Source organism: Glycomyces sp. NRRL B-16210 (assembly GCF_000719515.1).
In the GTDB taxonomy this organism is placed as follows: domain Bacteria; phylum Actinomycetota; class Actinomycetes; order Mycobacteriales; family Micromonosporaceae; genus Glycomyces.
Window position 1 is genome coordinate 79921 of sequence record NZ_JOGR01000012.1, and the last position, 11848, is coordinate 91768.

At 71.0% G+C, this 11848-nt stretch carries 11 protein-coding genes; 5 read left to right on the plus strand and 6 right to left on the minus strand.

From position 1 onward, the window contains the following. Nucleotides 1–44 precede the first annotated feature (44 nt). Genes IF12_RS0117930 through IF12_RS0117950 form a run of 5 tightly spaced genes read left to right on the plus strand, consistent with a single transcriptional unit; the run spans nucleotide 45 to nucleotide 5541 of the window. Entirely contained in the window at nucleotides 45–1064 is a 1020-nt protein-coding gene (locus IF12_RS0117930) for a WxL protein peptidoglycan domain-containing protein (RefSeq protein ID WP_051704555.1), read from the plus strand. Continuing rightward, complete coding sequence (locus IF12_RS0117935; protein ID WP_030160834.1) at nucleotides 1061–2554, plus strand: anchored repeat ABC transporter, substrate-binding protein; 1494 nt, start codon at nucleotides 1061–1063, stop codon at nucleotides 2552–2554. The genes IF12_RS0117930 and IF12_RS0117935 overlap by 4 nt, the downstream gene beginning before the upstream one ends. Further along, the gene (locus IF12_RS0117940) at nucleotides 2551–3951 is read left to right on the plus strand and encodes a TIGR03773 family transporter-associated surface protein (protein WP_051704556.1); all 1401 of its coding nucleotides are present in this window, start codon (nucleotides 2551–2553) and stop codon (nucleotides 3949–3951) included. The genes IF12_RS0117935 and IF12_RS0117940 overlap by 4 nt, the downstream gene beginning before the upstream one ends. After that, nucleotides 3941–4675, plus strand: a complete 735-nt coding sequence (locus IF12_RS0117945; protein ID WP_030160838.1) for an anchored repeat-type ABC transporter ATP-binding subunit — start codon at nucleotides 3941–3943, stop codon at nucleotides 4673–4675. Before IF12_RS0117940 ends, IF12_RS0117945 begins: the two co-directional genes overlap by 11 nt. Further along, nucleotides 4672–5541 (plus strand): anchored repeat-type ABC transporter permease subunit, encoded by an 870-nt coding sequence (locus IF12_RS0117950; protein ID WP_030160839.1) that lies wholly within the window; start codon nucleotides 4672–4674, stop codon nucleotides 5539–5541. The genes IF12_RS0117945 and IF12_RS0117950 overlap by 4 nt, the downstream gene beginning before the upstream one ends. 51 nt (nucleotides 5542–5592) lie before the next feature. On the opposite strand, the gene mnhG is transcribed toward IF12_RS0117950, so the two are convergent. From mnhG to IF12_RS0117980, 6 genes are read right to left on the minus strand one after another with little or no spacing between them, the layout of a single operon-like run. Next, nucleotides 5593–5988 (minus strand): monovalent cation/H(+) antiporter subunit G, encoded by a 396-nt coding sequence (mnhG, locus tag IF12_RS0117955; RefSeq protein WP_030160842.1) that lies wholly within the window; start codon nucleotides 5986–5988, stop codon nucleotides 5593–5595. Continuing rightward, nucleotides 5985–6248 carry a monovalent cation/H+ antiporter complex subunit F gene (locus tag IF12_RS0117960; protein WP_197034783.1) on the minus strand — a complete coding sequence of 88 codons (264 nt, stop codon included), beginning with the start codon at nucleotides 6246–6248 and terminating at the stop codon, nucleotides 5985–5987. The genes mnhG and IF12_RS0117960 overlap by 4 nt, the downstream gene beginning before the upstream one ends. Next, a complete protein-coding gene (locus IF12_RS0117965; protein ID WP_030160845.1) occupies nucleotides 6245–6817 on the minus strand; it encodes a Na+/H+ antiporter subunit E in 573 nt (190 codons plus the stop codon). Before IF12_RS0117965 ends, IF12_RS0117960 begins: the two co-directional genes overlap by 4 nt. Beyond that, nucleotides 6814–8334: a Na+/H+ antiporter subunit D gene (locus tag IF12_RS0117970; RefSeq protein ID WP_030160846.1), complete on the minus strand. Its 1521-nt coding sequence runs from the start codon at nucleotides 8332–8334 to the stop codon at nucleotides 6814–6816. Before IF12_RS0117970 ends, IF12_RS0117965 begins: the two co-directional genes overlap by 4 nt. Next, on the minus strand, nucleotides 8331–8765 hold the full coding sequence (locus IF12_RS0117975) for a Na(+)/H(+) antiporter subunit C (protein WP_051704557.1): 435 nt from the start codon (nucleotides 8763–8765) through the stop codon (nucleotides 8331–8333). Before IF12_RS0117975 ends, IF12_RS0117970 begins: the two co-directional genes overlap by 4 nt. After that, nucleotides 8765–11602: a Na+/H+ antiporter subunit A gene (locus IF12_RS0117980; protein WP_030160850.1), complete on the minus strand. Its 2838-nt coding sequence runs from the start codon at nucleotides 11600–11602 to the stop codon at nucleotides 8765–8767. Before IF12_RS0117980 ends, IF12_RS0117975 begins: the two co-directional genes overlap by 1 nt. Between the last annotated feature and the right edge of the window lie 246 nt (nucleotides 11603–11848).

Sequence of the window (11848 nt, forward strand, 5' to 3'; positions counted from 1 at the left end):
CACTCCCCGGGGCCGCCCCACCTCCACTACCCGAGAGACCCCCCGTGAGAACCACCCTGATCGCCGCCGCCTCGGCCCTCGCGGTCCTGCTATGCGCGAGTCCCGCCGCCGCCCAAGAGGACGAGGCCGCCCCGGCCACCTGGGGCGTGAACCCCTCCGGGCAGGACGGGCCGGACGGGCGCGCCGCCTTCGACTACGCGCTCGACCCCGGCGAGACCCTCATCGACTTCGTCGGCGTCTCGAACTTCTCCACCGAGCCGATCACCTTGCGGCTCTACGCCTCCGACGCCTACACCACCGAGACCGGCGCGTTCGACCTCCTGCCCTCCGGCACCGCCCCGATCGACGTCGGGTCCTGGATCGGCTTCAACGAGCAGGAACTCACCGTCGAGCCGCAGACCCGCCTCGACGTGCCGTTCGCGCTCACCGTCCCCGCCGACGCGACCCCCGGCGACCACGTCGGCGGGATCGTCGCCGCCCTCACCGAAGAGGGCGAGGACGTGCTGGTCGAACGCCGCGTCGGCGCCCGCATCCACTTGCGAGTATCAGGCGACCTCGACCCGAACCTGACCCCCGACGCGGACGAGGCGACCTACCACTACGTGTGGAACCCGGCGAAGCCCGGCTCGCTCACCTTCGACTACGAGGTCGCCAACCGCGGGAACGTGCGCCTCCAAGGCGAACTGGTCGCCCGCGTCGGCGGCCCCTGGGACGTGCTCGCGCGCGAACACGTGATCGCCGAACTGCCGCAGATCCTCCCCGGCGACACCTTCGCGGGCACCGCCGAACTCGAAGGCGTCTGGCCGCTGCTCCACGTCGAGGTGGACCTCATCGTCCGCCCCGAGGCCGTCGACCCCGCCGACGTCGACTCCCGCCTGCCCACGCGCACCGACGAGTCCGCCGTCTGGGCCCCGCCGTGGACCCAGCTCGCCGTCGCCGTGCTCCTCGCCTTCGCCCTGTGGCTGACGTTCAAGCTCCGGGCCCGCAAGCGCCGCAAGGCGGCCGCCCGCAGCGGCGAGCCGCGGCCCGACCCCGAACCCGAGAAGGAGCCGGTCGAAGCATGAGACCCGTCCGAACCGCCGCCCTACTGTCGCTCACGTTGGCCGCGACCGGTTGCGCCGCAACGCACAGCGCCGACGGCATCCAGGTCGTCGTCACCACCGAGATCATCAAGGACTGGGCCGAGATCGTCGGCGGCGACCGCGTCGAGGTCGAGACCATCGTCCCGCCCGGCGGCGACCCGCACTCCTACGAGCCCAGCCCGAGCGACGCGGCCACCGTCGCCCGCGCCGACCTCGCCTTCACCAACCACCTGCTGCTCGAAGAGCACGCCCTCATCAAGCTCTTCGACTCCAACGTGCCCGAGGACGCCCCGAACATATCGCTCGCCGAGAACGCCGAACCGTACGGCGCCAAGCTCATCCCGCTGGTCGAGGACGTCGGGCTCGACGTGGTCTGGCTCGGCTTCGGCGTGCGGGGCGAGACCCGGACCCGCTCGGCCGAGATCGACCTGCGCCTGACCGGATTCACCGGCCCCGGGACGGTCGCCATGTTCCTCACCGACGCCTTCGGCACCCCCGACGTCCACTGGAACACCGCCGACGGGCTCGACGAGTCCGATGTGATCACCCTGCCGCCCCAGGCGCACACGCACGTGAACTGGACCTTCACCGAACCAGGCGTGTACGAGTTGACCACGGCCGCAACGGTCACCGACGAAGGCCGCACCACCGAGGCGGGCGAGGCCACCTTCACGTTCGCCGTCGGCGTCAACCCGCGCGAGGTCCGCGAGGGCGCGACGGTGCTCGACGACGGCCACACCGACCTCACCGCCGACCTCGACACCGGCGCCTTCGTGGTCCGCGACGACGAGCGCGGTGACCTCGACCCCGCCGAGGTGGTCATCGACGTGCCCACGCGCTCGATCGAGGTCGTCCCCGACGCCGAGCTGTTCGCGTTCCTCGGCGAGCCGGGCACCGAGCTGTACCAGCTCCCGCAGGCCGTGCTCGGCAAGCACGTGCACGGCGAGATCGACCCGCACCTGTGGCAGAACGTCCGCAACGCGAAGGCGTACGTCGAGGTCATCGTCAACGCGCTCATCGAGATCGACCCCGAGGGCCGCGATGCCTTCGAGGCCAACCGCGACGCGTACCTGGCCGAACTCGACGCGCTCGACGCCGAGGTCGCCGCCGCGATCGACACGATCCCCGAGGCCGACCGGCAGCTCATCACCACCCACGACGCCTTCGGCTACCTCGCCGACCGCTACGGGATGCAGATCGCCGGCTTCGTGGTCCCGAACCCGGCCGCCGAGCCGAGCGCGAAGCAGGTCGAGCAGTTGACCGGGACCATCGCGGACCTGGAGGTCGGCGCCGTGTTCGTGGAGCCGAACCTCCACGCCCGCGCCGGCGTGCTGCGCCAGGTCGCCGAAGACCTGGACGTGCGGGTCTGCACCCTGCACGGGGACGCACTGCCCCAAGGCGCACCAACCTATGTGGACATGATGCGGCAGAACGCCGCCGAACTCGCCCGCTGCCTGGGAGGCACCTCATGAAGTACCGCAGTCTCGCGGCCGCCGCCGTCGGCGCGGCCCTCGCGCTCGGCTCGGCGGCCCCCGCCGAAGCCCAAGCACCCGAGGGGATCGCGGCGTTCGAGGCCGGGAGCACCGGCCTGAACGTCACGGCCCCTGAGGAACTGGCGACCGTGCCCGCGCTCGTCCCCGACCGCGAGGACTTCGCGTTCCTCGGCGACGCGGGCGACCTCGTGTGGGTGGCCGGAACCGTGGACGGCACGACCTATCCGACCCTCGACGCCTCCGGCGTCGACGCCGACCTCACTCTGGGGCTCGACAAGCTCGAAGGCCCCGGCGAGGCCTGGCTCTACACCTTCACCGGCCCCGGGCTCGCGCAGCCGCTGGCATCCACAAAGGAGGAATCGACCTTCGAGCTCGCCGCCGGGACCACCGCCCTCGTGGTGCTCGCCGTGGACGAACCCGGTGCGTACACACTCGAACTGCGCGCCAGGCAGGACGCGCCCGGCCACGGCTCCGCGCCGAACGGGCACGCCCAGACCGCCGCAGCGACTGCCACCACCACCTACTCGCTCATCGCCGAGGCGGCCACCCGCGAGGAGACCGCGGCCCTCGCGACCGGTGCGGACGCCGAAGGGGGCAAGGCCCAGACCGCGGCCTCGTGCGAGGTCATCACCGACGGTCACGTGGACGTGGGCCCCCGTTTCGTGGACGGGGAGTGGACGGTGCAGCTGCGCGACGACCGCGCCTCCGAATCCGTCTGGCGCGACCTCGAAGACGTGGTGCTCCGGGTCCCGGACGCCGCGCTGTTCCCCATCCCCGAAGGGGACTACGGCTTCCTCGGCGAAGCGGGCGAGGAGATCTACATGCTCCCGCAGGTCCAGGACGCCGGGATCGTCTGGCCCGGCTGGAACACGCAGGACGCCTCGGTCATCGACGCCGTGCCCGGCGCGGTCGACTGGAATCTTCAGGCCGTGGACGGCCCCGGCGATTTCACGCTCTTCCTCACCGGCACCTTCGGCGGCGCCGACGTCCTCTTCGACTCCTCCGAGTCCCTCCCGCAGACCGTGTCCGTCCCGCGGAACACCCACGCGCACGGCAACTTCACCTTCTCGGAGGCCGGAATCTACCGCCTCACCGTCGAGTTCGCCGCGACCACGGCCGACGGTGAGGCGGTCACCGACACCAAGCGGATCCAGCTGGCCGTGGGCGACGCCGCGAACCCGAACGACGCCTGCTCGGGCGGCGGCTCCGGCGATGACGAGTCCGCTGGGGACGACAAGGGCGGGTTCCTGCCCACCACCGGCACCGGCTGGCTCCTGTGGGGCCTGGGCGCCGCCCTCCTCGCCGTCGTCGGCGTCGTCATCATGGCCGCGACCCGCAAGAGGCGCGGCGCTGCGGAGGACGTCGATGCGAGCTGACGACCTGCGGATACAGGGCCTCTCGGTGAGCCTCGGCGGCAGGCGGGTCCTCGAAGGCGTCGACCTCGCGGTCGCCCCCGGCGAGACCGTCGGGCTCATCGGCCCCAACGGCGCGGGCAAGACCACGCTCCTGCGCGCCGTCCTCGGCCTCATCCGGCCCGACGCCGGGACCGTGACCAGCGGCGCGGGCCGCCCCGGCTACGTCCCGCAGAAGCACGAGTTCACCTGGGACTTCCCGATCACCGTCGCCGGCGCGGTCCTCAACGCCCGGAGCGGCACGAAGTGGCTGAGAGGTCCCGACCGCACCGACCGCGAGGCCGCCGCCGAGGCGATCGGCCTCGCAGGGCTCACCGACCTCGCGGCGCGCCCGGTCGGCGAGCTCTCCGGCGGCCAGCGCCAGCGGGTGCTCGTCGCCCGGGCGCTCGCGCGCCGCCCCGGGCTCCTGCTGCTCGACGAGCCGTTCACCGGCGTGGACGTGCCTACGCAGGAGCTGCTGACGGGCCTGCTGGCGCGGCTCGCGGCGTCGGGGACGGCGATCCTCATGACCACGCACGACCTGGCGCAGGCGCGGGCGACGTGCACGCGGATCTGCCTGCTCAACCGCAGCGTCGTCGCCGACGGCGCTCCAGGGGATCTGACCGACCCGGGCCTGTGGCTGCGGGCGTTCGGGGTCGCGGCCTCGGGTGAACTCAAGGCGCTTCTCGCCGGATCGGAGTCGAAGTGATCGAGTGGCTGGCCGAGCCGTGGTCGCACGTGTTCATGCAGCGGGCCTTCGCGGTGGCCGTGATGTCGGCGGTGGTGTGCGTGGCGGTGGGGGCGTTCGTGGTGCTGCGCGGGATGGCGTTCATCGGGGACGCGGTGGCGCACGCGGTGTTCCCGGGTGTCGCGATCGGGTTCGTGCTGCATCTGAACCTGGCGTTGTCGGGGGCGGTGGCGGGCGTGGCGACGGCGTTGGCGATCGTGCTGATCAGCCAGACGCGGAGACTCAAGGAGGACACGGTGATCGGGATCTTCTGGGCGGCCGCGTTCGGTCTGGGGATCGTGGTGGTCTCGACGCAGGACTCCTATACGGGGGATCTGGCGTCGTTCCTGTTCGGGCAGATCCTGGCGCTGGGCGACGAGGACGTGGTGCTGGTCGCGGTGGCCGGGGCGGTGCTGGTGGCGGCGACGTTCCTTCTGCGGCGTCAGTTGATCGCGGTGAGTCTGGACCGGGAGACGGCGCGGGCGTCGGGGCTGCCGGTGCTCGCGCTCGACATCGCGCTGTACGTGATGGTGACGGTGGCGATCGTGATCGCGCTTCAGGCGGTGGGGAACATCCTGGTGCTGGCGCTGCTGGTGACTCCGGCGGCGGCGGCGCGGCTGGTGACCGACCGGCTGGGCCCGATGGTGGCGGTCGGGTGCGCGGTGGCGGCGTTCGGGGCGATCGCGGGCCTGTACCTGTCGTTCTATTACGACTTGGCGGCCGGGGGCTTGATCGTCCTGGTGATCACCGGGGTGTTCTTGACGGCTTGGCTGTTCGCGCCGAGGCACGGCGTGCTCGCGAAGTGGCGGACCCGCCGTATCGCTCCCGTCGAGCGCGCCGAGGCCTGATCCCTGCTCCCGTGGTCTCCGGCCCGGCGTTCGCGCCGGGCCGGCGGCCTTTTATCGGGGCGCGCCCGGGGTCTGGCGGGACTGGTCGGGGGAGACTTCGGTGAACTTGTCGGCGTCGGGGGCGAGTTCGTCGACGATGAGCAGGTCCTTGCGGGTGTGGCCGTCGCGGTAGACGGCGCGGCCGACCATGTGGGCGGCGACGGGTGCGGTCGCGAGTTGGAAGATCGCGATGAGGACCATCGTGGTGATGTCGACCAGGGCCCCGATGCGGATGGCGCAGCCGGTCAGCATCAGCAGGAGGCCGAGGACCTGCGGTTTGGTGGCGGCGTGCATCCGGCTCATGAGGTCGGGGAAGCGCAGGAGCGCGACCCCGGCGGCGAGGCTGAGGAGCGCGCCGGTGATCATGCAGACGGCCGCGATCGTGTCGAGGACGTTTTCGAGCGTCATGACTTCTCCCGGGTGATGAACCTGGCGACGCCGACCGAGCCGGTGATGCCCAGCAGGGACACCACGACCAGGACCGGCAGGGCCGTCGGGTCGCGGCTGAAGGCCGCCTCGGCGGCGATCCCGGTGATGATGATCGCCAGCAGCACGTCGGTGGCGACGATCCGGTCGAGTGTGGTGGGTCCGCGGACGATCCGCACCAGGGCCATCGCGCCGGCGGCGGTGAGCAGGACGGTGACGGCGACGGCGGCGTAGGTCATCATGGCGAGGTCTCCTCGGGGACGGGCGCGTTCACCTTCCGCAGCTCCTCCTTCGAGCCGATGGCCCGGACGAGCCGCCGCTCCAGCAGCAGGACCTCTTTGCGGAGCCGCTCGACGTGGTCGGCGTCCTCGACGCCGAGCATGTGGATGTACAGCGTGCCGGTCTGGCGGTCGGCCTCGGTGATGAGGCTGCCGGGCACGAGCGAGACCGCTTCGGCGACCAGTGTCATGTTCAGGTCGGAGACGACCCGGAGCTTGACTTTGACGATCGCGCTGTTGGGCAGGCCGGGCCTGAAGGCGAGCGCGGCGACCTGGAAGCTGGCCACGACGAGGTCGGTGAAGAACCGCGCGAAGAAGGCGATGACCCAGAGCGGGCGCACGCGCCCGCCGAACTTGACCGGCGGGAGCGGGAAGACGACCAGGATCGCCGTCGCCACGAGGGCGCCGGTGATGATGTTCATCCACGTGAACTCCCCCCACAGGAGGTTCCACACGATGACGAGGCCGAAGACGGCGATGATCCGGCTGCGGACGCGCTCTTTCTTGGTCAGGGCGATTTCGTAGGGGCTCATGGCGCACCGTCCGGGAAGACCGCTTCGATGTAGGGCGTGCGGGAGATCAGGTCGGCGGCGGCCTCCGAGGTGATCTCGAACAGCGGCCCGGCCACCACGGTGAGGGCGATGCTGAAGGCCACGAGCGCGAAGGTGGGGGCGACCATGAGCCGCGGCAGGAGCACCGAGTCCTCGTCGTCATCGTCGCGCGGCATCTCCGGGTGCGGGGTGCGCCAGAACGCGAGGTTCCACACGCGCCCGATCGCGTACAGGGTGAGCAGGCTCGTGACGACGCCGCCGGCGACGACGGCCCACACGAGGACCCCGGATTCGTCCACGCCCGCCTGGAGCAGGCCGAGCTTGCCGAGGAACCCGGAGAACGGCGGGATGCCGGCGAGGTTGAGCGCGGGGATGAAGAACAGGATGGACAGGAACGGGGCGATCCGTCCGAGTCCGCCGAGTCTTTCCAGGGCGGTCGAGCCGCCGCGGCGCTCGACGAGCCCGGCGGCGAGGAACAGCGTGGTCTGGATGGTGATGTGGTGGGCGATGTAGAAGATCGCGCCCGACAGGCCCGCCTCGGTGGCCAGGGCGACGCCGAAGAGCATGTAGCCGATGTGGCTGATGAGCGTGAACGACAGGAGCCGTTTGATGTCGGACTGGGCGACGGCGCCGAGGATGCCGATGACCATCGTCAGCAGCGATATCACCAGGAGCACGTCGCGTATGCGCCCGTCGGGGAACAGGAGCGTCTCGGTGCGGATGATGGCGTACACGCCGACTTTGGTCAGGAGGCCGGCGAACACGGCGGTGACGGGCGCGGGCGCGGTCGGGTAGGAGTCGGGCAGCCACGCGCCGAGCGGGAACACCGCGGCTTTGATGCCGAACGCGAGCAGCAGCATCCCTTGGAGGAGCAGGCGCAGGTTGTCGGGCAGTTCGTCGAAGCGGCCCGCGAGCTGGGCCATGTTCAGCGTGCCGGTGGAGGCGTAGACGAGTCCGAGCGCGCTGAGGAAGATCACCGAGGACAGGAGGCTGACCACGACGTAGGTGGTGCCGGCGCGGATGCGGTTCTCGGTGCTGCCGAGGGTGAGCAGCACGTAGGAGGCCACGAGGAGCACTTCGAAGCCGACGTAGAGGTTGAACAGGTCGCCCGACAGGAACGCGTTCGTCACGCCCGCGGTCAGCGCCAGGTACGTCGGGTGGAAGATCGACAGCGGCGTCTCCCCGTCGCCGTCGGCGAAGCCCTGCCCGATCGAGTAGACGAGCACGCACAGCGTCACCGCCGTGGAGACCACGAGCATGAGCGCGGCGAGCTTGTCGGCCACGAGGACGATCCCGACCGGCGGCGCCCAGCCGCCGACCGCCACGACCTGCGGCCCGTTGCTGACGGTCACGACCAGCAGGGTGATCGAGACGGCGAGGGTGGCGGTGAGCGCGGTCAGACTGACCACGCGCTGCGCGGCGGCGCGGCGCGCCATCATCAGCGTCAGCGCCGCGCCGAGCAGCGGGATGATCACCGGGAGCGGGACGAGGAAGCTCATCGGTCGGCCTTCCTCGGGGTGTCGTCGTAGACCGGGTCCGGCGGCTCGTCGGCCTCGTCGTCCTGGTGGCTCTCGTCGCGCTCGGCGAGCTCGATGATGCGGCGGTCCTCGGCGTCGTCCTGCACCTCGTCGTGGCCCAGCAGCTGCCAGCTGCGGTAGGCGAGCGCGAGCAGGAACGCGGTGATCCCGAGGGTGATGACGATGGCGGTGAGGATCATCGCTTGCGGCAGGGGGTCGCTCATCTCCTCGGTCGTGTTCTCGCCGACGATCGGCGCGGCCCCGAAGGTGCCGCCGTTGAGGATGAGCACGTTGACGCCGTTGCCGATGAGGATCACGCCGATGAGCACCCGGGTGAGGGTGCGTTCGAGCAGGAGCGTCACGCCCGCGCCGATGAGCACGCCGATCACGATGACGTAGACCAGGTTCGGCATCAGGCGGCCTCCTTCGCGAGCGTCGGCTGGGTTTCGGGCTCGTCCCCGGACTCGCGGTGGCGGTCGATCTCGGCGCCGAGGCTGCGCAGGATGTCGAGCACCAGGCCCACCACGATCAGGTAGACGCCGATGTCGAAGAACGCCGAGGTCACGAAGTGCAGGTCCCCGATGAGCGGCAGCTCGAAGTGGAGGATGGCGCTCTGGAGCACCGTGCCGCCCAGGAGCATCGAGACCGCGCCGGTGCCGACCGCGACGAGCAGGCCGGTGCCCAGGAGCCGCCCCGCGTCGATCGGCGCGGCGGCGTTCAGCTCCGCCCGACCGCCCGCGAGGTAGCGGACGGCGAGCGCGAGCCCGGCCACGAGCCCGCCGGCGAAGCCGCCGCCGGGGTCGTTGTGCCCGGAGAACAGCAGGTAGATCGAGAACAGGATGATCGTGTGGAACAGCAGGCGGGTCACGACCTGGAGGATGATCGCCTGGTGCGTGCCGTCGGTCTCGGGCCTGGCGAGCCAGCGGACGTGCTCGCCGGTCTTCGGCGGCGCCGGCCGCGAGCCGCCGCGGCGGTGCATGGCCCTGTCGCGCCCGAAGATCAGGCTCGCCACGCCCGTGGCGGCCACCAAGAGCACCGCGATCTCGCCCATGGTGTCCCACGCGCGGATGTCCACGAGCGTCACGTTGACGACGTTGTGCCCGCCGCCGTAGGAGACGGCCAGATCGGGGAACAGCGTCGAGATCGACTCGGCCTGCCTGCCGTTGACGGCCACCCACGACATGCAGGCGGCGACCACGCCGACCGCGATGCCGATCGTGACGCGAAGCCGCCGGATCTTCTTGAGCGGCCGCTCGGAGAACCGGGCCGGGAGCCGCCGCAGCACCAGCACGAACATGACGATGGTGACCGTCTCGACCAGGAACTGCGTGAGCGCCAGGTCCGGCGCGCCGTGGATGATGAACAGCAGCGCCACGCCGTAACCGGAGACGCCGGTGAGGATCATCGCGGTGAGCCGCCGCCGCGCGATCGCGGCCGTGATCGCCGCGGCGACGATGACGCCTCCCGCGGCGAGCTGGAGCGGGGTGTCGAACAGCCGCGCCTGGAACGGCCAGGGCCCGTTGAACACGAGCAGGCCGCCGGCGAAGACCACGAGGGTCACCAGGATGACGCCGAGGTAGAACGGCAGGGAGCCTCGCTGGGTGCGACCGGTCAGCTCGATGGCCGAGCGGTCGAGGCCGCCGAGGGCGTGCCGGTACACCACCCCTGAGGTGAGGCGCAGCTTCACCGCCCTCCACGCGTTGGTCCGCCGCGTCGTCAGATACAGCGCGAACCCGGTGGACAGGGCGATGACCGACAGTCCGAGCGCGGGCGTGATCCCGTGCCACAGGGCCAGGTGGTAGGCGTGCTCGCCCGCCGGATAGAGATCGGCGTACGGGGCGAGGAGCCCGTCCGCCTCGGCGGCGAGGAGCCCGGCGCCGAGCCCGGCGAGCGCGAGCAGCGCCGGCGAGGCGAGGAACCCGAAGCCGACCGGCTCGGCGGGGCTGTCGTCGTAGTCGGGCTTGGTCGCGAACGCGCCCCACAGGAACCGCATCCCGTAGCCGACGGTGAGCGCCGACCCGGCCACGAGGACGATGAGCATCGCGCGCGGCCCGGCCCCGCCGTCCCAGAACGCCTCGAGCATCGCCTCTTTCGCGACGAACCCGAGCGTCGGCGGCAGGCCGACCATGGAGGCCACCGCGACGATCGCGACCGCCGCCAGCGCGGGCCTGCGGGCGCCGAGCCCGCTCAGCGAGTAGATCTCGCGGGTCCCGGTCGACTTGTCGACGATGCCGACGACCAGGAACAGCGAGGCTTTGAACAGGGCGTGCCCGGCGAGGAGGGCGGCCCCGGCGAGCGCGGCGGTGCGGAACCCGCTGCCGAGGACGATGCTGATCATGCCCAGTTGGCTGATCGTCCCGTACGCGAGCATGAGCTTCAGGTCGGTCTGGCGCAGCGCCGTCCACCCTCCGAAGAGGAAGGTGATGGAGCCGCACACCCAGATGACCTGCTGCCACGGCAGGTCCGAGGCGAACACGGGGGTGAGCATCCCGATGAGGAACACGCCGGCTTTGACCATGGCCGCGGCGTGGAGGTAGGCGCTGACGGGGGTGGGGGCGGCCATCGCGTTCGGCAGCCAGAAGCTGAACGGGAACACCGCCGACTTCGACAGGGCGCCGAGCAGGATCATCACCAGCGCCACGACGAGGTAGGCGCCGCCGGGGACCTGGTCGATCACCTCCGAGATGCGGTAGGTGCCCGCGTGCTCGCCGAGCATGATGAAGCCCACGAGCATCGCCAGGCCGCCGAAGGTGGTCACCAGCAGCGCCTGCATCGCGGCCCACCGGCTCGCCCGCTTGGCGGGGTCGTGCCCGATCAGGAGGTAGGAGAAGACCGAGGTCAGCTCCCAGAAGACGTAGAGCAGGAGGAGGTCGTCGGAGACGACCAGGCCGAACATGGCGCCCGCGAAGCCCACGAACACCGCGGCGAAGCGGCCCAGGCCGATCTCGCCCTCGGAGAAGTAGTGGGCGCTGTAGATCAGCACCAGGGCGCCGATGCCGCTGACGAGGAGGACCATCACCCACGGGAAGGTGGTCATGCGGAAGGACAGCTCCTGGCCGAGCTGCGGCACCCACGGGTACGACTCGCTCACCGCGCCGCCCGAGCGCATCGCCCCGGCGTGCGACAGCGCCCACGCGAAGGTCGCCGCCGGGAGGACGGCAACCGCGTACAGCGCCTTCGGTCCGAGCCACCGCACGAGGGCGGGGGCGACCATCGCCACGGAGGCGTAGCAGGCAAGCAGAACTAGCAAACGACCCCCCGGGAAAACGATCACGCCGACTTGGCACTCACACTATCCGTTCCGAAGGGCTCACCGCCAAACTCGGCGCTCACAAGTTTCGATCGTCTATTGAGTCCGCCGCTCTACGCTGGGGGTCTGTTCGCTACGCGCGCAGGGAAGTTCATTTTGTTCGCGCTCAGCGGACAGCGCGGGCCGCGAGAGGGGCCGCGTCGCCGACACCACCCGCAACCGATCCGATACCGGATCGTGATGACC

What these genes read in the sequence shown, in the direction of transcription:
- IF12_RS0117935 (WP_030160834.1), top strand. Translation starts at nt 1,061, where the DNA reads ATGAGACCCGTCCGAACCGCCGCCCTACTGTCGCTCACGTTGGCCGCG.
- IF12_RS0117940 (WP_051704556.1), top strand. Translation starts at nt 2,551, where the DNA reads ATGAAGTACCGCAGTCTCGCGGCCGCCGCCGTCGGCGCGGCCCTCGCG.
- IF12_RS0117945 (WP_030160838.1), top strand. Translation starts at nt 3,941, where the DNA reads ATGCGAGCTGACGACCTGCGGATACAGGGCCTCTCGGTGAGCCTCGGC.
- mnhG (WP_030160842.1), bottom strand. Translation starts at nt 5,988, where the DNA reads ATGACGCTCGAAAACGTCCTCGACACGATCGCGGCCGTCTGCATGATC.
- IF12_RS0117960 (WP_197034783.1), bottom strand. Translation starts at nt 6,248, where the DNA reads ATGATGACCTACGCCGCCGTCGCCGTCACCGTCCTGCTCACCGCCGCC.
- IF12_RS0117965 (WP_030160845.1), bottom strand. Translation starts at nt 6,817, where the DNA reads ATGAGCCCCTACGAAATCGCCCTGACCAAGAAAGAGCGCGTCCGCAGC.
- IF12_RS0117970 (WP_030160846.1), bottom strand. Translation starts at nt 8,334, where the DNA reads ATGAGCTTCCTCGTCCCGCTCCCGGTGATCATCCCGCTGCTCGGCGCG.
- IF12_RS0117975 (WP_051704557.1), bottom strand. Translation starts at nt 8,765, where the DNA reads ATGCCGAACCTGGTCTACGTCATCGTGATCGGCGTGCTCATCGGCGCG.